Raw genomic sequence first — 19,106 nt, forward strand, 5'->3', positions numbered from 1 at the left:
AACTTCTATTGACGTTCTTTTACCACAAAATATACTATTTTGGAGATGTTTAATGAAATAAATACAACGATTCCCAAGCCAATTTCAGATATCATTCTCAAACTGATGGCGAAAAATGCGGAGGATCGCTATCAAAGTGCCTGGGGCATCAAAGCGGATTTAGAAATCTGTGCTGAACAATTAGCAGAAATCGGTCAAATCTCTAGCATTCAACTGGCGCTTCAAGACGTTTGCGATCGCTTTCAAATTCCCCAAAAACTGTATGGACGAGAAGCAGAGGTTGCAGCATTATTGGCGGCGTTTAATTGTGTAGCGTCTCCAGAGTCAAATCCCGTTGCTGCTTCACCAAACAATTCAGAAACAACTTCACAAAGGGAACAAACGGGCAACCCAAAATTCCAAGTTGAAATGATGTTGGTATATGGCTTTGCTGGCATTGGCAAATCTGCGTTAGTGCAGGAAATTTATCAACCAATCACCCAAAAGCGTGGCTGTTTTATCTCTGGTAAATTCGATCAATTTCAGCGCAATATTCCCTACAGTGCGATCGCGGTTGCCCTGCAAAAATTGGTACGGCAATTACTTAGTGAACCAGACGAGTATGTGCAACAGTGGCGATCGCGCCTGCTCGCAGGGTTGGGCAACAACGGACAACTGATCGTTGATGTCATCCCTGAAGTGGAATTGATTGTGGGCAAGCAGCCGCCTGTCCCAGAAGTAGAAGCTGCGGAAGCTCAGAATCGTTTCAATCGCGTCTTTGAGCAGTTTATCCGAGTATTTTGTTCCAAGGAGCATCCGCTAGCGATCTTCCTGGATGATTTACAGTGGATTGACTCCGCGACGCTGAAGTTAATCGAGTTGATGCTGCTGGATGAGCAAAACCAATTCCTGTTTTTGATTGGAGCCTATCGAGATAATGAAGTGAAGCCAACGCATCCATTAGCATTAATGCTAGAGAGACTGCGAAAACAAGGGGTAGTACTTCAGGAAATTATCTTAGCACCCTTAACGCTTGAGCCATTGAGTCAATTGATTGCCGAGACACTACATCGGAATGCAGACATCGTTCGTCCCTTAGCTGAGTTAGTTTTGCGTAAAACTGAGGGCAATCCGTTCTTTGTCAATGAATTTTTGAGAATGCTGTATAGCGAAAATCTGTTAACCTTTGATGTTGAACATTTAAGCTGGCAGTGGAACATTGCTCAGATTGAAGCTCAAAACATCACCGATAATGTTGTAGAGTTGCTGCTGAACAAGTTGAAGAAACTACCAGAAGCAAACCAGCAAATTCTCCGTTTAGCCGCTTGTGTCGGAGCTGAATTTGATTTAGAGACGTTAGCGATCGTGTGTGAGAAATCACCCAAAACGGTTTTTCAGGATTTACTACCAGCGATACAAGGAGGATTCATTCAAACCCTGTCTGAATTAGACGAAGACTTGTTAGTTCAAGAGTATAAGTTCTTGCATGACCGAGTACAGCAAGCTGCCTATGCTTTGATTTCTGAGGATCAAAAGCAAGTAACGCACTACTGCATTGGACAACTCCTCCTGAGCAAGCTCTCTGAGGTTGAACAAAGTGAAAGGCTTTTTGATATTGTCAACCACATCAACTATGGTCAATCCCTTTTGACACAGAAAGATGAAAAAGAGAAACTAGCACGACTTAACTTGGCTGCCGCTCAAAAAGCGATCGCCTCTACTGCCTATGAAGCTGCGATTCAGTATCTTGAGACTGGTATTGGCTTGCTCGAAGAGAAGGCTTGGATGAGTCAGTACGACTTGATGTTCCACCTATATCGGACTCTCTGCACAGCACAGTTGAGCAATGCTAGCTATGAGCAATTAAGCGCTACAACCAAGGTTGCTTTAGAACACATTTCTTCTGCCGTTGATCGCGCAAATATTCGTGTATTTCAAATCACTCAATATACCCTACAAGGCGAATGTGAGCAAGCAGTTCAAACAGGTCTGATCGGATTGCACGAGCTGGGGATTGAGATTAAGGGCAAAAATTTGACAGAATTAGTCCGTGAAGAGTTTGCTGTTGTTGCCAAAAACTTAGAAAATCGCTCAATTTCCTCACTTTTAACTTTACCAACAGTAAGCGATCCGGTCATCCAAGCAGTGATTAAATTGGTCGTTTTAGATATATCACTCTACCATACGGCTAATATTGAACTTTTCAGCTTTGTCAGTTTAAGAGTAGTTCGTCTTTCCATTGAACATGGAAATATTGCTGAGTCGATTAAGGCTTATGCAAACTATGGTCTTCTTCTAGGTTTGATGGAAGGGCAACACCAACGAGGCTATGAGTTTGCAGATTTAGCGGTGCAACTTAGCTACAAGCTAAACAGTAAATCTCAGCAGTGTAAGGCACAGATGTTGTTTGGAGGCTGGATTCACGTTTGGTCAAAACCTATAACAGGGGCAGCTACGATCAATTACAAAGGTTTTCTGGCAGGCATGGAATCGGGAGATGTTCAATTTGCATCCTATAACTTGTTGGGTAACATTTTTAATCGTTTATTTCAAGGAGAAAATTTAATAACCGTTGCAGAAGACAACGAAAAATATCAGTTGGTGGTAGAGCAGATTCAGGACGAGCGTTCGAGGGTGGCACTGGCTGGAGCTAAATTTTTTATCGCAAAACTTACTTCAGGGCAAGCGGCACAGGAGAGCGATCGCTCACTCAGGGAGACAAAAAAAATAGTTGATCGGGGTGAAACCTCACAAATACGGTCTTCAATTTGTCTTTATTACATCCTCAGAATGCATCTTTCCTGTTTAACAGCAGATTTTAAGCAAGGCTGCCATTATTTCGTTGAAGCGGGGAAGATCCTAAATTCTATCGTAGGATTTACAACCTATAGTGGTTATTTCTACTATGGTTCTCTGATTTTACTCAACCTGTATTCCGGTCTATCTCAAACAAAACAAAGTCATGCTTTGGAACAGATCCGATTAAATCAGGAGCGCTTGAAAGCATGGTCGGATAGCTGTCCAGAAAACTTTTTACACAAGTTTCATCTCGTTGAGGCAGAGAAAGCACGAGTCTTAGGGCAAGTTCTTGAAGCCGAAGAGTTCTATGAACAAGCCATTCAAGGAGCTAAGGACAACAAGTATCTTCAAGAAGAAGCATTAGCCTATGAATTAGCCGCCAAACATTACTTAGCTCGTGGTAGAGAAAAGTTTGCCCAAACATACATGAAAGAAGCTCACTATTGCTATAAACGCTGGGGAGCAATGGCAAAGGTTAAAGATTTAGAAACTCGTTATCCTCAACTATTTCCTCAGTTGTCTAACGTAGTTTATACACCAGTTCGCACCACGGTTGGAACCACCTCAAATACCTCACATATTGCTCTCGACTTAGCAACGTTGATGAAAGCAGCTCAAGCAATTTCGAGTGAGATTGAATTGGAGCGATTGCTTAGTTCTCTAATGCAAATTTTAATTGAAAACGCGGGGGCACAAACTGGATGTCTACTTTTGGAGAACGCAGGAGAATGGGCGATCGCAGCGGCCTGTGAACTCAATGAAAGTGAGCAGGTCTGTGCAACGCAAGTACTGCGATCAATTCCAATGACCAATTGTGTACCTGAATCCATTATCCAATATGCGATCCGAACTCATGAATCTGTGATTTTAAGTGATGCAACTCGTGAAAGGAATTTTATCAACGATCCCTACATTCGACAAAACCAAACACAATCCCTGCTCTGTTTGCCGCTGCTTAATCAAAGTAAGTTGGTTGGTGTGTTGTATCTGGAAAATCAATTAGTGGCTGGAGCTTTTACACCGGAGCGATCGCAAGTGTTACATCTGTTATCGACTCAAGCAGCGATCGCGATCGAGAATGCCAAACTATATGCTAAAGTCAAGGAGCGGGAGAGCCGTCTGACAGCATTTATTGATGCAATGCCAATTGGAGTGACTGTCCATGATTCCACGGGGCAAGTCACTTATGCAAATCGGGCAACTTATCAACTAACGGACAAAGCCGATCTCTTAACAGAATTGCCCCCTGAACAAATCTCTGAAATTCATCAAGTTTACAAAGCTGGCACTAGTCAGCTCTATCCCACTGACCAACTACCTATTTTCCGGTCTCTGGCAGGAGAGACGGTTACTGTGGACGATATGGAAGTTCGTCTGTCGAATAGAACAATTCTTGTCCAAGTTTCCAGTACCCCTGTGTTTGATGAAACGGGAAAGATTGCCCATGCGATTACTGCGTGCCAAGACATTACAGAGCGGAAACAAGCAGAGAAACTGCTAGCCGATTACAACCGTACCCTAGAGCAACAGGTCGCACAACGAACAGCAGCGTTACAAGAAAGCGAAGCAGCACTACGCTACAGAGAACAGGAATTACGACTGATCGCTGACGCTCTCCCCGTTTGTATCAGCTACGTGGATGCCGATCGACGCTATCGCTTTGTTAACCGCACTCATGAGGTCTGGTTTAGCCGTAGTCGAGAGCAGATTCTGGGCAAGCATGTCCGTGAGATTCTGGGTGAAAGGGCTTATCAAGTGGTTGAACCATATATTGATCGGGCGTTTGCAGGGCAAACTGCAACTCTGGAGGTAGAAATGTCCTTGCCAACTGGTAAGCGATATATTAGTGCTACCTTAATCCCCGATTTAGATGGCAATCTTCAAGTCAGAGGATTCTATGCTCTAAACACAGATATTAGCGATCGCAAACGCGCCGAAGAAGCCTCCATTCTAGAAGAGCGTACCCACATGGCACGGGAAATTCATGACACTTTAGCCCAAGCGTTTACAGGTATTATCATTCATGCTCGCTCTGCCTCCCATGAGGTAACGGCAAAGCCAGAAAAAGCGCAAACTCTCCTCACTCAGATCCTCGACTTAGCTCGTTCTGGGTTGGCGGAGGCACGTCGTTCAGTAGAGGCACTACACCGCCCATACCTTTTAGAGAGCAGTAACTTACAGGATGCCTTCAGCAGTCTTGTTGCTCAATTGGACTCCTCGATCACAACCCAAATCGTCTACGAAGTCGTTGGTACAACCTATACCCTATCCTCCGATCTGGAAAATAATCTGTTTCGGATTGGGCAGGAAGCTTTGACAAATGCAATTAAATATGCTATAGCGCATGAAATCCGCATTGAACTGGTCTATGAACCGAGCAGGTGCATCTTACGAATAAAAGACGATGGGCAGGGATTTGATGTAGAAAACCAGGGGATGAGGAATGGCTTTGGTCTACTGGGGATGGCACAACGGGCTGAACGCATTAGAGCTGAATTAAAGATTCAAAGCCACTTAGGGCAAGGGACAGAGATCGTGGTATCTATTGATCGGGGGTAAGTCAGTATGAATCAGCCCAGTAGCATTCGCGTTCTGGTTGTGGACGATCATCCCGTCGTCCGCCAGGGTTTGATCGGAATGTTAGAGAAGGCTCCAGATATCGTCATTGTTGGTCAGGGGCGAAATGGGCAGGAAGCGATCGCAGTTTTTCAGCAACAGCAGCCTGATGTGACTTTGATGGATTTAAGGATGCCTGAAATGGGAGGTGTTCAGGCTATTATGGTTATTTGCAATGAGTTTCCCAACGCCCGAATTATTGTGCTGACCACGTATGACACCGATGAAGAGATTTATCAAGGATTGCGAGCAGGGGCAAAGGGGTATTTACTTAAGGACTCTGAGCCAGAGGAACTATTGACAGCAATTCGTACGGTGACCAGGGGACAACAGTATATACCTCCCAACGTGGCTGCCAAGCTAGTCCAGCGGATGACTGCTCCAGAACTGAGCGATCGCGAACTGGAAGTCCTGCGGTTAGTGGCTCAAGGAATGAGCAATTTGCAAATCAGTGTTGCCTTGAGTATTGCTGAAAGCACTGTCAAATCGAACATCAACCACATCCTAAGTAAACTGGGAGCTAAAGACCGCACCCAGGCGACCATTATTGCCTTGAAGCGAGGAATTGCCAGCTTATAATCTGGTGACATGAACTTAAGGTGGATGTTATCCCAATACCTGAGGTTGCTCAAAGAGTGATCGTTTTGTGGTTCAAAATATAAACTTTAAGTTGGCGACAGATTTGAATTTGTCCTTTAGATTAAGAATATACAAACAATTGTAGTACTAAAGAAAAGAGAGGTCACAGTGCTGCTTGTACCGTGAATGCCCTGCTCTTCAAATTTAGAATGAGTCACGATATTTCTGCCGAAGTACCCGGCAAACGCAACCCGTTAGTTGTCCCCGCCTCTGAGCGAGACTATCGGCAAGGGGAACTCGATGCCAGAGTTGTGCTGGTTGAGTATGGGGATTATCAATGTCCTGACTGTGGAGAACTTTACACTTTGATTAAAACCATTCAGAGACAGCCTGATGCAACCCTCCCTGAGAAAAATGCTCTCTGCTTTGTATTTCGACAGTTTCCTCAACCTCAAATCCATCCTCAAGCTCAAAAAGCAGCAGCGGCAGCGCTAGCAGCGGGAGCACAGGGACAGTTTTGGCAAATGTACGAGATGCTGTTTAGCCATCAACAGGAGTTGGAAAACGGCTACTTGGTGGAGTACGCTGATCGTCTGGAGCTTAATATTCCTCGATTTTTACAAGATATCACCAGGGAAGTACACGTCAATCGCATCAACGAAGATATCGAAAGTGGAATGCAAAGTGGAGTGACAGTTGCTCCAGCACTGTTTATTAATGGGACTCGCTATCTTGATCGCTGGAATATCGAACAGTTGATGACAGCAATTGTCACTGCAAGTCATTAGAGAGTGATTGTCATTTCACAATCATCGCTGGTCAATTCACACTCTCAAGTTAACGAGCTTAACGGTGCCACTTGCACAAATTGTTTACGATTCATTAACAAAAAGAGAACATCATGGTTGCTCAAGTCAATTCACCAGCAGTAGTTTTGGAAGTTGCAGACGATCCGCGTCTTTCCAGAAAAGTGAAGGAATTTTTGAAAGTCCTGAATTCAGGTGGTGTAGGTTTAGAGACATTAACTGCACTTGAAGCGCGTCAAGTACTCGTAGATGCACAGGCTTCTGTTGAAGTAGACCTTTCAGGCATTGAAGAGTTCGAGAAGACGATTATCGCTGATGGTTACACGATCGCACTTAACATCGTGCGACCGGAAGGGGTTCAGTGCATTAGTCGTTGCTGCACCCAGTGCTTTTGCTCGGTTGATTGCAGCAACCGGGACGGTGGACGAGACAGAACCAACAGACTTGGCGTTATTTGAACGCATTTCTGCTGAGATTGGCGACGAATTTCTAGGTCCTCCCGGAACGCTACCCTCTGCATGATGCTATTAAAATGTAGCAGTCCTCCTGGAACCATGAACAGAAGCAGTGCAGGAACTTTTTATCAAAACAGAATAAAGGCGTCAGTCGCCAGAATTCAGAATTGAATTCTGTACGACTGGCGGATGAATAAGCTCTTTTTAGACCCCCGCTAAATCGTTCGCGCAGCGTCTCTGAAAGAGAAGATTTAGCGGTCTTCAATTAGTGGCGGGTCTGAATCCCCCACTTTCTTGTTCTGATACCATTTCTGTATGAAGCTGCGCTAAATTAAAAACAAGTGTGGGTTTGGTTTAAACGTTATGGGTCTGAGATTGGAAGTCGAGATTAAAGAAAGCCAAGAAGAATTGGAAAAAGCAGTAAAAGGTGCGAGGGAGGCAAGCAGCAAAGAGCGATTACAAATGCTCTACTGGCTAAAAAGTGGTCAACTCACAAGTCGCAGTGCGATCGCAAAACGTTTAGGACGCGATGTTGCAACCATAACACGTTGGTTAAGAAAGTATAAAGACGGGGGACGAAGTGGATTGCTATGTGTGAAACATGCGCCTGGTAAAGAGCCTATAGTGAGTGGAGAAAATTTGTCACGTTTGAAACAGCGATTGGAGGAGCCACAAGGATTTCACAGCTATAGTCAGATTCAACAATGGCTTGAGAGCGATCTGGGACTAAAGCTAGCCTACAAAACGGTTTATCAGCTTGTTCGCTATTGTTTGGGTGCCAAACTAAAAGTTCCTCGTCCCAAAAGCCGCAAACAACATCCACAAAGTCAGTCTCACTTTAAAAAAAACTCCCTTTAGGGGTTATGTAAAAATAAGTTGGTCAACCTTATATTTATTCGGCTCATTCAAGTTCTCGAGTAGAGGGGGCAGCGCCGGGTACGGCGCTGCCAAGGTTGACCAACTTATTCCTACATGGATGCTTAGCACTCAAATTCTTGCAAGAAGAATTTGGAGAAGGTCAGCGACTGAGATACATGTGCCAGGACGAAACCCGCCTGGGATTAAAGACTATTGCCGGACGTTTAATTACCGCTGCTGGTGTAAAGCCGATAGGTTTGAGTCAGTGGCAACGTGATAATTTTTACTTGTATGGTGTAATTGAACCTTTAAGCGGATATAGTTTTTTCTACGAGTTTTCCCATCTTGACGGGGATTGTTTTCAGAAATTTTTAGAGTTGCTGTCGGCAGAACTGGGCGAAGACGTTGCAGTTGTCCAGTTTGACCAAGGCTCTTTTCACACAGTTAAAACCCTTGACTGTCCAGAAAATATTATACCAATGTTCCAACCACCCCACTCTCCAGAATTGAACCCTATTGAGAGGTTTTGGGAGTTTCTTAAGAGCAGACTCCAATGGGAGAATTGTAAAACCCTTGCCCAACTACGTCAGAAATTAACTGAGATACTAGAAACTATTACACCAGAAGTGATTGTTTCTCTCACCTCATACGACTTTATTCTTGAAGCTTTATTTAGCGCAGCTTCATAAAGAATTGGTATGACTCCTGAATTCTGACTTCTGAATTCTTCTTCAAGACTCACTATAACTACGTTGTGATTGGTGAGAAAGCAGCAGATTTAATCAAAGCAACTCGCACTCGAAGAGCTTCGTAGAGAAGGTATGAATGAACACTGAATACTACGACGACATTGTGATTGGTGGTGGCAAAGCAGGCAAAACATTAGCATCTGCACTTGTGGCAGCCGGACGAAAAACTGCTTTGGTGGAACGCAGCTTAACCATGATTGGGGGTGGGTGCATCAACATTGCCTGTATTCCCACTAAAACGATGATGGCAAGCGCAGAGGTTGCCCATACCGTGCGGAGCAGCGCGGTTTATGGTGTTAAGACCAATGAATTTACCGTTGATTTAGCAGCAGTCATCCAACGGAAGCGATCGGTTGTGCTAGCTGCGCGTGAGATGAATCTACACAATTTAGAAGCGGCTTTGGGTAAAAACTTAATCATTGGTACAGCACGATTTGTTGATGCTAAAATGATCGAGGTCACAACCGTTGAAGGCAATACTCGTTTACTTGCCGCAGAACGATTGTTTATCAATACAGGTACGCAACCGTTGATTCCACCCGTACCCGGACTCAAAGAAACTGGGTTTTTTACGAGTGAGTCGATCATGGAGCTAGAACAGTTACCTGAGCATTTGATCTTACTTGGCAGTGGCTACATTGGCTTGGAGTTTGCCCAGATGTTTCGGCGCTTCGGCTCTCGCGTGACTGTGATTGGGCAGAGTGAGCAAATTCTGTCGCCGCAAGATCCAGATATGGCGATCGCCCTTCAAACGTTACTAGAACGAGAGGGGATTGAATTCCTGCTCAAGGCAACGGTGTTGAGCGTTGTTCGCGTTGGCAATGCGACCAAGCTTCAGATACAAATTGCTAATCGAGCAATAGAAATTCAAGGTTCGCATTTGCTTGTTGCCGTGGGTCGTGCGCCAACCACCAATTCCCTGAATTTAGCCGCTGCGGGTGTGGTAACGGATGCAAGTGGATTTATTCCAGTCAACGATCGCCTGGAAACAAATATACCGGGAATTTGGGCGTTAGGCGACATCAATGGAGGATCGCAATATACGCATATTTCGCTGGATGATTATCGCATTGTCAAAGCAAATTTGATTGATGGAGGCAACCGTAGCAGGCTCGATCGCTTAGTTCCTTCCTGTCTATTTATCGATCCAGAACTGGCGCAAGTGGGTCTGACCGAAACAGCAGCACAGCAACAAGGATATCCTATCCGTGTGGTAAAACTGGATGCCTCAGCGATTCCCAGAGCGAGAACTTCGGGTCAAACCGATGGATTGCTGAAGGCGATCGTGGATAGTGAAACTGGTCGTATTCTCGGTTGTTCCCTTTTGTGTCATGCAGCGGGTGAAGTGATTTCAACGGTGCAGATGATAATGCAGGCGAAGCTGCCCTACACGGTTTTACGCGATGGCGTGTTGACTCATCCTACGATGACTGAAGGGTTAAATTTGCTGTTCTCAAAGTTGTGAGGCAGCACTGTTCCGCTCTTGAGAGTCGGCATACCCGATGAAATTGCCAAAGCCGTTGTCTTTCTCGCTTCAGACGACAGCAGCTTTGTAAACGGCATTGAGTTGTTTGTTGATGGCGGTATGGCACAGATTTAAAGCGCTCAAAAAGTAAAACATTGTTGCCAGAAAACTTGAGTATGAGAAAATCACGTCTAAAATTTACCCTCCTGAAAGCCAATCGTCTGTATGTGCCTGCCTCCTTTTTTGGCATAATTCTAGGTTTGGTCGGGCTGGGAAACTGCTGGCGAGTGGCGAGTAAGATCTGGCACTTACCCGCCTGGATTGGCGAAGCGATTATGTTATTTGCAGTTGTGGTGTGGCTCGTATTGTTGCTTCTTTATGCCAGCAAGTGGCTGTGGGCGCGGGCGGAAGCGCTGGCGGAATTCAAGAACCCCGTTTTGTGTTGTTTTGTCGGTTTAGTGCCTGTATCTACGTTGCTGGTGTCGTTGGCGATCGCACCCTATGACCGTAAGCTCGCGGTTGCACTCTTCATAGTTGGCGTGATCGGTCAGTTAAGCTTTGGCGTATATCGTTCCGGGCAGTTGTGGATGGGCGGACGTAAGCCAGAAGCAACCACACCTGTGCTTTATGTGACGACAGTTGCAGGTGGGTTTGTCGGTACGATCGCTGCCAGTACTTTCGGTTATCGTGAGTGGGGTGCGTTGTTTTGTGGGATCGGGCTGTTTTCATGGCTCGCACTGGAGTCCATTATCATGCAGCGCTTGTATCTACTGGAAGCATTGCCTAAACCCCTGCGTCCAACGCTGGGCATTCAACTGGCACCCCCCACTGTCGGCTGTGTTGCCTACTTAAGCCTCACTAGCGGTCAGCCCGATATCTTTGCCCAAATGCTCTTCGGCTATGGACTGATGCAGGCATTAATACTACTGCGGTTGCTACCGTGGTTATGCCAACAACCTTTTTCAGCATCCTATTGGGGATTTACGCTTGGCGTTGCTGGCTTGGCGTTGGCACCCTTACGCTTTGTTGAACGCGGCATGACCGGAGCAATAGAAGGTTTGGCAGTGCTGTTATTTGTTGGTGCAAACATCGTGATTGGCAGCATTGCTCTAGGAACATTACGACTATTGCTGCGGGGCAAACTCCTTCCGCCATCAGCGCCTGAATTTACCTGAATCCAATCAATTGTCTAGAAAACCTCATCATATTGTTACTGATTAGGACTATCTACATGATTTTGTCGTTTGGAATTGTTGCTGATTGCTTGTCAATAGTTTCTTGGGTAACAGCTTAATTGTTTGCTATTCCGATTTTTCCATCCATCGCAACGAGATATGAGGAGATCAACATGACAACAACTACTGATCCCGATTTTGCAGCCCGTGAGGCACTACGCCTGCTCGGTTCCGATCCCGAAAACTGGGTGCCCGATCGCCCTGGCATCGATCACAATGTCACTATCATAGGTGGCAGTGGCAGTGGTAGCACCTTTGTATTTGCGCTACGGCGTGCTGGGATTGGTCGTGTGACTGCGATCGATGCAGCCGATGACGAGACTCATGCAGGCGTATGGCTGACGCGAGCGCGGATGGAAAAGCTCCGCACGCCGAAAAATGTGCCTGGCCCAGAACTAGGCATCCCAGAATTATCCTTTCAAGCCTGGTACGAAGCGCGGCATGATGCAAAAGCCTACGCGGCGATCGATCGCATTGGGCGAGTGACTTGGGCTGAGTACCTCAGTTGGTATCGGCATTTCCTCGGTATCCAGATTCGTTACCAGACGAAGTTGGTGAGAATTGAGCCAGCCGCAGGTTTCTTTTGCCTACACCTTGAGGTAAACGGTGTCCCACTCTTAGAGACTACGCGCAAAGTTATCTTCGCCAATGGTGTGGCTGGCACTGGTGGTGCATACATACCTCCGTTACTGGCTGACTTACCACGCAGGCTGTACGCACATACCGCCGATGCCATCGATTTTGAAGCACTGCGCGGTAAAACTGTGGCGGTGCTGGGTGCGGCGGCTTCAGCTTTCGATGCCGCAGGAGTGGCGCTGGAATCGGGAGCAAAAGCAGTACATCTGTTTGTACGGCGGCCTTTGATCCCGTCTCTACCAATAATTCGGGAACGGGACTACCCTGGTGCTTACTGCAACTTTCCCCAACTACCCGATGCAGTTCGCTGGTTCCAAGCTTGGCGCTTTCGTCAAGCAGGCTCCACACCATCACGGAACGCGATTGTGCGAGCGATCGCCTTCCCGAACTTTCATATCCACCTATCTGCAACTTGGAAATCGGCACGGGAAAAGGGCGATCGCATTGTCACCCAGGTGAATGATGATGTTTTCGAGTTTGATTTTGCGATCGCTGGCACTGGTTACTTTGTTGACCCCACAAAGCGTCCTGAACTAGCCGACTTTGCCCAGCACATTGCCCTCTGGCGCGATCGCTACGAGCCACCAGAAAACCTGCGCGACGACTATTTGGGGACGCACCCTTACTTCGGTAACGCCCGCGAATACCTAGAAAAAGTACCTGGCACTGCCCCTTATCTGAAAAACATTCACGTATTTAATCCTGCTGGTCTCGTCAGTTTCGGCTTGCCTGTTGGTGACATATTTAGCATCCGCCGCGACATACCTGCAATAGTATCGTGCATCAGTCACGACTTGTTCTTTGCGGACTGGGCGCATCATGAGGCACGTATCACAGGCGATATCGCCCCCGATTTTGAGAACTCGCTCTATGCTGCTGCGGTGTGGAAATAACCGAATATAAACTATTATTAGGTACTTACCTGCTATGAACACCCACACACTGAGCGCTAGGGACATTATTGGATCATCACCGTTGATTGCGATCAAAAACGAAGCACCACCCAAGCTGATTGTCGATCCACCGCTTCTTGAACCGCTAGCACAGGGACGCGTCTTTATCCAGTACCGGACGGAGAATTTGCGTGTGTTGCCAGTGTTTGGCAAAGGTGCCCTCGAAGTATCGCCGCGCATTGGGCATATCCACATCACCGTTGACGACGCGCCGTGGCACTTTGTTGATACCAGTGGCGAAACGATTATCCTGGTCGGACTGGAACCTGGTTCGCACAAGGTGCTGATCGAACTAGCTGACCCCATGCACAAAGTAATCACCAGTGAAACTATAAAGTTCACGCTGCCCGATCCTAATAAATCATGAAAAAACTAGACGGAAAAATCGCAATTGTGACGGGGATCAACGACCTGCCAATTCAGGAGAATGATCGTAAATATGACTAGTTACTAGGTCGTCGGGACGACGATCGTCCTGGATTGTCCGATTTCAATCTTTGAGCAGCTGGAGCAATATCTCTATCATCCAGTTTCTGTCCTGTAAGGAGTCCACTGTTATGGATACAAATAACGTGACTGCGAATAATGGCATCATCAGCCAGCCCAGTCCCTATTCTGTCACCGAAACCATTGATCGACTAGCAGCTATACTCCAGGCGAAAGGCATCACCATTTTTGCCCGCATCGATCAACAGGCAGAGGCAGAAAAAGTCGGACTCAGCCTGCGTCCAACGCAACTGTTGCTGTTTGGCAACCCCCAAGCTGGAACGCCTTTGATGCTGGCAGAACCGACGATCGCCCTAGATTTACCCCTGAAAATACTGGCATGGGAAGCAGCTGACAGCAAGGTCTGGCTGAGTTACAACGATCCCCACTACTTAAAGCAACGGTTTTCTCTCTCAGATGAATTAGTCAAGAACATTGCGGTGATTGCATCCTTAATCGAGCAAATCCTGAGAAAACCTGTAGCCTGAGAGACATCCTCAAAACGAATCACCCGACACCAGAGGATTGAATTTTATGGAAACCGTAACGTTAACTAAGCAAAGTACGTTATCACAATTTCATTGAAGATACTTTTATGACACATACACCATTGCTGGTAAAAAATGGTTCTGAATACCTAAAAATTTCAACACAAGTTGATTGTTCAGGTGATTTCTCCATCAATTATGCACTCACTACTGTCGCCCAAGAGGTTGCTGGATTGTTGCAACAGGCTTATCCAGTTCAAGCTGATAGCAGCAATCGCGCTGGAGTAATTGCAATTCGAGCGATCAAGCCAGAATACAGACAGGTCGTTACTACCGAACCGTTGACTGAGCGGGAGTTAAAGGTATTGCAACTGATTGTGGATGGGTGCAGCAATGATGACATTCCTTGATCAAATAAACTTCAGATACCATCGAAAAACTATGAAAACACTACTAAAACGATCAACAGTCCTGCTTGGACTCATGACGTGTGCAGTTGCCCAGTTCCCTCTATCCGCCTCAGCAGATTCAACGGCTGGCTTGATCCTCAGTTTGAAGTGTCCTAGCGAGTACACTGTGAATATTTGGAAACGCTATCGCTCTGGCGAGTTGCTCTATCGAGGGACAGGTCTGCTGGGAAATTTGAGCTTGGGCAAGGGAACGGAGGAAAATACAGGAGCCGCTCAAGTGTACAAGTTTAAGCGAGGCAACTATACCTATCAAGTCCTCGGTGGTAAAGGCAATCGTCAAGAACAAGGAACGTTACAGGTGTCTGAGAAAGATCGCTCGATTGTTAGCCAAACTTGCAGACGTGAATAGCAAATTTGATACAACCGCGATCGCACTCAAGCAGCAATTCGAGGGCTTTGATCGGGTCTTGCCTACTAAAAGTTGATGCTATTGAATTCTCACTCACAAGGAGACAAATCCATGTCAGACAAACACGAAGTTGTAAACATTTTTCCATCCCATGTTGAAGCGGAAGCTGCTGTATTAGAGTTGCAAAAAGCAGGCTTCGACATGCAAAAGATTTCAATCATTGGTAAGGACTACCAAACCGTTGAGCATGTTCGTGGTTTCCTTACCTGGAAAGATACCGCTAAAGCTGGAGCTGGAGAAGCAGGCTATTGGGGCACCTTTTTTGGTGGGCTGTTTGGCATTCTCACAGGGGTTGGTTTGCTGTTTATTCCAGGAGTTGGCCATGTAATTGTGGCTGGACATGTTGCCGGAGTGCTGGCAGGCTGGATCGAAGGGATGATTGTGGGTGGCGTAGGCGCTACTGTTGCTGGGGGATTAGTCGGTGCCCTGGTTGGACTCGGAATTCCCAAGGAGCAAGCCCTGAAGTACAAGACAGAAATCAAAGCTGGTAAGTTTATGGTGATTGTCTCAGGCACAAATGAGGAAATGGATCAAGCACAGCAAATCCTGCAAAACGCAGGTCATGAAGTTTCTCAACCCGTTGTTGCTTAACTTAATAGCAACACTTTTCACTCATTCATCTGTATACGCTGTCAAATTGTAAACATTACACCTAGAGGCAATTGCTATGCCGACTCCAAATATAAACAAGCTCGCTAGAGCCAATGGCAGCCAACCCTTGCTGCATCAGCACGGACACGAGATTCAACCGTATGGCAACTTAGTTAATCCGCCGATCACCCTTAGCCCTGATACTCGTCGCGAAAGCTGTACGCTAATCAATCAGATTTTGGCAGACACGATCATTCTCTATCACTTCTACAAAAAACATCACTGGATGATGCGCGGACATACGTTTTATCAACTACATTTGTTGCTCGACAAACACGCCAGTGAACAGATTGAGTTGATTGATGTGATGGCAGAACGAGTGCAAACACTGGGAGGTGTGGCAATCGCAGACCCACGCCATGTGGCCGAAGTCACCAAGATTAAGCGTCCTCCCAATGGTGTTGAAGAAGTCCCCGTGATGCTGTCGCGATTGCTGGAAGCGCATGAATTGATTATTACAGAACTAAGATCAGCGATCGACAAAACCGCAGCGAATCAAGACAGTGGTACGAATGATATGCTGGTCAGTCAAGTATTGCGAACGAATGAGCTACAGGTTTGGTTTCTAGCAGAACATCTAGTGGATACACCTCTAGTACGCAGCTAGAGCCTGATCATCATTTATCCCCTACTACAATCTTGGAGGAAAAAATGGCAAAAGTTGTTGGCATTGATTTAGGAACCACAAACTCTTGTATTGCTGTAATAGAAGGCGGAAAACCGCTGGTTATTGCAAACGCAGAAGGACAACGCACGACCCCCTCAGTCGTTGCTTATACGAAAACAGGCGATCGCCTTGTGGGTCAGATCGCTCGGCGGCAAGGCGTGTTGAACTCCGAAAATACTTTCTACTCCATAAAGCGTTTCATCGGTCGGAAATACGATGAAATCACGCGGGAAGCTAGCGAAGTTTCCTATAAGGTTGTGCGGGACAGTACTGGAAACGTCAAGATTGATTCTCCCGCTCTGAAGAAACAGTTTGCACCCGAAGAAATCTCAGCACAAGTTCTGCGGAAATTAGTAGACGATGCTAGTAAGTATCTTGGCGAGAAAGTGACTCAAGCCGTCATTACTGTTCCCGCATATTTCAATGATTCGCAGCGGCAAGCAACTCAAGATGCAGGCAAAATTGCTGGATTAGAAGTGCGTCGCATTATTAACGAACCAACCGCCGCTGCACTGGCTTACGGTTTAGATAAAAAAAGCAACGAGACAATTCTTGTGTTTGACTTAGGGGGTGGAACCTTTGACGTTTCCATTCTCGAAGTGGGCGATGGAGTGTTTGAAGTCAAATCGACCAGTGGCGATACACACTTAGGGGGCGATGACTTTGATAGAAAGCTTGTGGATTGGATGGCGAGCGAATTTCAACGGAACGAAGGTATTGATTTACGCAAAGATAAGCAAGCCTTGCAACGTTTAAACGAAGCGGCTGAGAAAGCTAAAATTGAGCTTTCCAGCACCACACAAACCACGATTAATCTTCCCTTTGTGACTGCAACCCAAGAAGGGCCTAAGCACCTTGACTTAACGTTAACAAGAGGTCAGTTTGAGCAGATGTGTGCAGATTTGCTTGATCGCTGCCGCATTCCAGTTGAGCAAGCCCTTAAAGATGCCAATCTTAACAGTGCGGCTCTCAATGAAGTGGTGTTAGTCGGTGGATCGACTCGGATTCCGGCAGTACAACAACTTGTGCGCCGGATGACGGGCAAAGAGCCAAATCAGGGCGTGAATCCTGATGAAGTGGTTGCAATCGGAGCTGCGATTCAAGCAGGGGTGCTGGCGGGTGAGGTGAAAAATATCTTGCTGTTGGATGTTACCCCGCTTTCTCTAGGGGTGGAAACAATGGGCAGTGTGATGACGAAAATTATTCCGCGAAACACGACGATTCCTGTGAAAAAATCAGAAACCTTCTCAACGGCTGCGGATGCTCAACCCAATGTCGAAATTCATGTTCTGCAAGGTGAGCGGGAACTTGCTAACGACAACAAGAGCCTCGGAACATTCCGACTGGATGGAATCCCGCCTGCTCCCAGAGGTGTGCCACAAATCGAAGTGACATTTGACATTGATGCTAATGGACTCTTGGCAGTGACCGCTAAAGATCGAGCTTCGGGGAAAGAGCAATCTATTACCATTACAGGCGCTTCTACGCTGGATAAAGGCGACGTGGAACACATGGTGCGAGATGCCGAAACTCACGCAGAAGAAGATCGCAGACGGCGGGAGCAAATTGATACCAGGAACAACGCAGATGCACTTGCTTATCAGGCTGAAAAACAACTACAAGACTTAAACGGACAAGTTTCGGATGTTGATAAAAATCGGGCCCAAGAATTGATTAACAGTCTGCGTGAAGCGCTCAATCAAGAGAACTACGATCGCATGCGATCTCTTACACACGATCTGCAACAAGCTTTGATGCAGATTGGTAGCGCTATTTACGCTCACGCGAACACCAATGCAGGTACTCCAGATTCTGCCCCTCAAAGCAGTGATGATGTAATCGATGCTGATTTTGTGCAATGACATGCGATCAAGAGGTCAGTGATGCCAACTTCGACAGACTTCAAAGACTACTACGTTATTTTGGGAGTCAGCAAAACCGCAACTCCTGAAGAAATTAAGCGGGCTTACCGCAAGCTGGTTCGTAAGTATCATCCTGATCTCAATCCTGATAGTAAAGACGCAGAAGAAAAGTTCAAAGATCTGAACGAAGCTAACGAGATACTTTCCGATTTAGAGAAGCGGCAAAAATACGATCAGTATGGTCAGTATTGGAACCAAGCAAGTCACAGTGGAACTTCTTCGCCTCAACAAGGCTCTCGCACTGCAACTGAAGACTTCGATCAATATAGTGACTTTGATTCGTTTATCAACGATCTGCTGGGCGGGTTAGGAAATCGAGGTCGAGCAGGACACAGAACCTACAGCTATCAAACTACGCCAAGCGATTTTGGTGAAGGATTCCGCACTCAAGCTCCTGCACCGGATACGGAAGCTGCGATCGCGCTCACTTTTTCTGAAGCATTTCACGGTGTTCAGAAGCATCTGCAACTGGACGATGAAACCATTAAGGTTCGTATTCCCGCAGGCGCAAAACCAGGTAGTCAAATTCGGATTAAGGGTAAGGGTCGTCTTAGCCCATTTTCGCAGCAGCGCGGCGACTTGTATCTCACGATCAAACTCTTGTCGCATCCCTTCTTCCGATTTGAAGGGGATAATCTCGTTTGCGATGTGCCGATTCGACCAGATGAGGCAGTTTTAGGCGCGGAAATTAGCGTCCCGACACCTGATGGCAGCGTCACTGTGAAAGTTCCAAAAGGCGTGCGATCCGGTCAGTCACTCAGACTACGCAGCAAAGGCTGGGTAATGCCGAAAGGAGGACGAAGTGATTTATTTGCCAAACTGCAAATTGGCGTAAATATAGCGGTGCGATGTAGAAGTTGAGTGTTAAAGGATGAAACAAATC

The 19,106-nt window shown here is 46.4% G+C and carries 16 protein-coding genes and 2 pseudogenes; all 18 read left to right on the top strand.

The genetic code is table 11. The features are described from left to right. Positions 1 to 45: 45 nt before the first annotated feature. The 18 genes and pseudogenes from AC5JMK_RS01915 (at position 46) to AC5JMK_RS02000 (ending at position 19,084) form a co-directional block, all read left to right on the top strand. On the top strand, positions 46 to 5,337 hold the full coding sequence (locus AC5JMK_RS01915; protein ID WP_495909256.1) for an AAA family ATPase: 5,292 nt from the start codon (positions 46 to 48) through the stop codon (positions 5,335 to 5,337). Between the two features lie 6 nt (positions 5,338 to 5,343). Then, complete coding sequence (locus AC5JMK_RS01920; protein WP_495909257.1) at positions 5,344 to 5,973, top strand: response regulator; 630 nt, start codon at positions 5,344 to 5,346, stop codon at positions 5,971 to 5,973. A 209-nt stretch (positions 5,974 to 6,182) separates the two neighbouring features. Further along, positions 6,183 to 6,761, top strand: coding sequence for a DsbA family protein (locus tag AC5JMK_RS01925; RefSeq protein ID WP_495909258.1), 579 nt, complete (start codon positions 6,183 to 6,185; stop codon positions 6,759 to 6,761). Positions 6,762 to 6,874: 113 nt separating this feature from the next. Beyond that, complete coding sequence (locus AC5JMK_RS01930; RefSeq protein WP_495909259.1) at positions 6,875 to 7,237, top strand: hypothetical protein; 363 nt, start codon at positions 6,875 to 6,877, stop codon at positions 7,235 to 7,237. Positions 7,238 to 7,597: 360 nt separating this feature from the next. Continuing rightward, positions 7,598 to 8,092 carry a helix-turn-helix domain-containing protein gene (locus AC5JMK_RS01935; RefSeq protein WP_207390990.1) on the top strand — a complete coding sequence of 165 codons (495 nt, stop codon included), beginning with the start codon at positions 7,598 to 7,600 and terminating at the stop codon, positions 8,090 to 8,092. 95 nt (positions 8,093 to 8,187) lie between these two features. Then, positions 8,188 to 8,781, top strand: coding sequence for an IS630 family transposase (locus tag AC5JMK_RS01940; protein ID WP_495909260.1), 594 nt, complete (start codon positions 8,188 to 8,190; stop codon positions 8,779 to 8,781). Positions 8,782 to 8,917: 136 nt separating this feature from the next. Continuing rightward, positions 8,918 to 10,306: a mercuric reductase gene (locus AC5JMK_RS01945; RefSeq protein WP_495909261.1), complete on the top strand. Its 1,389-nt coding sequence runs from the start codon at positions 8,918 to 8,920 to the stop codon at positions 10,304 to 10,306. Between the two features lie 3 nt (positions 10,307 to 10,309). Beyond that, a pseudogene (locus AC5JMK_RS01950) lies at positions 10,310 to 10,441 on the top strand (SDR family oxidoreductase); the annotation flags it as partial. Between the two features lie 41 nt (positions 10,442 to 10,482). After that, on the top strand, positions 10,483 to 11,481 hold the full coding sequence (tehA, locus tag AC5JMK_RS01955; protein ID WP_495909270.1) for a dicarboxylate transporter/tellurite-resistance protein TehA: 999 nt from the start codon (positions 10,483 to 10,485) through the stop codon (positions 11,479 to 11,481). Between the two features lie 173 nt (positions 11,482 to 11,654). Then, complete coding sequence (locus AC5JMK_RS01960) at positions 11,655 to 13,070, top strand: NAD(P)/FAD-dependent oxidoreductase (RefSeq protein WP_495909262.1); 1,416 nt, start codon at positions 11,655 to 11,657, stop codon at positions 13,068 to 13,070. Between the two features lie 34 nt (positions 13,071 to 13,104). Continuing rightward, positions 13,105 to 13,497 carry a DUF6130 family protein gene (locus tag AC5JMK_RS01965; RefSeq protein WP_495909263.1) on the top strand — a complete coding sequence of 131 codons (393 nt, stop codon included), beginning with the start codon at positions 13,105 to 13,107 and terminating at the stop codon, positions 13,495 to 13,497. A 190-nt stretch (positions 13,498 to 13,687) separates the two neighbouring features. Then, positions 13,688 to 14,104, top strand: coding sequence for a DUF302 domain-containing protein (locus AC5JMK_RS01970; RefSeq protein WP_495909264.1), 417 nt, complete (start codon positions 13,688 to 13,690; stop codon positions 14,102 to 14,104). Positions 14,105 to 14,403: 299 nt separating this feature from the next. Continuing rightward, positions 14,404 to 14,508, top strand: a pseudogene (locus AC5JMK_RS01975) (LuxR C-terminal-related transcriptional regulator); the annotation flags it as partial. Positions 14,509 to 14,545: 37 nt separating this feature from the next. Continuing rightward, positions 14,546 to 14,923 carry a hypothetical protein gene (locus AC5JMK_RS01980; protein WP_495909265.1) on the top strand — a complete coding sequence of 126 codons (378 nt, stop codon included), beginning with the start codon at positions 14,546 to 14,548 and terminating at the stop codon, positions 14,921 to 14,923. A 111-nt stretch (positions 14,924 to 15,034) separates the two neighbouring features. Beyond that, the gene (locus AC5JMK_RS01985) at positions 15,035 to 15,574 is read left to right on the top strand and encodes a general stress protein (protein ID WP_495909266.1); all 540 of its coding nucleotides are present in this window, start codon (positions 15,035 to 15,037) and stop codon (positions 15,572 to 15,574) included. A gap of 76 nt (positions 15,575 to 15,650) precedes the next feature. Continuing rightward, positions 15,651 to 16,241: a Dps family protein gene (locus AC5JMK_RS01990; protein WP_495909267.1), complete on the top strand. Its 591-nt coding sequence runs from the start codon at positions 15,651 to 15,653 to the stop codon at positions 16,239 to 16,241. A gap of 44 nt (positions 16,242 to 16,285) precedes the next feature. Continuing rightward, positions 16,286 to 18,163, top strand: a complete 1,878-nt coding sequence (gene dnaK, locus AC5JMK_RS01995; RefSeq protein ID WP_495909268.1) for a molecular chaperone DnaK — start codon at positions 16,286 to 16,288, stop codon at positions 18,161 to 18,163. 21 nt (positions 18,164 to 18,184) lie between these two features. After that, positions 18,185 to 19,084, top strand: coding sequence for a DnaJ C-terminal domain-containing protein (locus tag AC5JMK_RS02000; RefSeq protein ID WP_495909269.1), 900 nt, complete (start codon positions 18,185 to 18,187; stop codon positions 19,082 to 19,084). Positions 19,085 to 19,106: the final 22 nt, after the last annotated feature.

The organism is Pelatocladus sp. (assembly GCF_059505505.1).

Excerpts from the sequence above, each read along its gene's own strand:
- AC5JMK_RS01915 (WP_495909256.1), top strand. The coding sequence starts at position 46 with ATGTTTAATGAAATAAATACAACGATTCCCAAGCCAATTTCAGATATC.
- AC5JMK_RS01920 (WP_495909257.1), top strand. The coding sequence starts at position 5,344 with ATGAATCAGCCCAGTAGCATTCGCGTTCTGGTTGTGGACGATCATCCC.
- AC5JMK_RS01925 (WP_495909258.1), top strand. The coding sequence starts at position 6,183 with ATGAGTCACGATATTTCTGCCGAAGTACCCGGCAAACGCAACCCGTTA.
- AC5JMK_RS01930 (WP_495909259.1), top strand. The coding sequence starts at position 6,875 with ATGGTTGCTCAAGTCAATTCACCAGCAGTAGTTTTGGAAGTTGCAGAC.
- AC5JMK_RS01935 (WP_207390990.1), top strand. The coding sequence starts at position 7,598 with ATGGGTCTGAGATTGGAAGTCGAGATTAAAGAAAGCCAAGAAGAATTG.
- AC5JMK_RS01945 (WP_495909261.1), top strand. The coding sequence starts at position 8,918 with ATGAACACTGAATACTACGACGACATTGTGATTGGTGGTGGCAAAGCA.
- tehA (WP_495909270.1), top strand. The coding sequence starts at position 10,483 with ATGAGAAAATCACGTCTAAAATTTACCCTCCTGAAAGCCAATCGTCTG.
- AC5JMK_RS01960 (WP_495909262.1), top strand. The coding sequence starts at position 11,655 with ATGACAACAACTACTGATCCCGATTTTGCAGCCCGTGAGGCACTACGC.
- AC5JMK_RS01965 (WP_495909263.1), top strand. The coding sequence starts at position 13,105 with ATGAACACCCACACACTGAGCGCTAGGGACATTATTGGATCATCACCG.
- AC5JMK_RS01970 (WP_495909264.1), top strand. The coding sequence starts at position 13,688 with ATGGATACAAATAACGTGACTGCGAATAATGGCATCATCAGCCAGCCC.
- AC5JMK_RS01980 (WP_495909265.1), top strand. The coding sequence starts at position 14,546 with ATGAAAACACTACTAAAACGATCAACAGTCCTGCTTGGACTCATGACG.
- AC5JMK_RS01985 (WP_495909266.1), top strand. The coding sequence starts at position 15,035 with ATGTCAGACAAACACGAAGTTGTAAACATTTTTCCATCCCATGTTGAA.
- AC5JMK_RS01990 (WP_495909267.1), top strand. The coding sequence starts at position 15,651 with ATGCCGACTCCAAATATAAACAAGCTCGCTAGAGCCAATGGCAGCCAA.
- dnaK (WP_495909268.1), top strand. The coding sequence starts at position 16,286 with ATGGCAAAAGTTGTTGGCATTGATTTAGGAACCACAAACTCTTGTATT.
- AC5JMK_RS02000 (WP_495909269.1), top strand. The coding sequence starts at position 18,185 with ATGCCAACTTCGACAGACTTCAAAGACTACTACGTTATTTTGGGAGTC.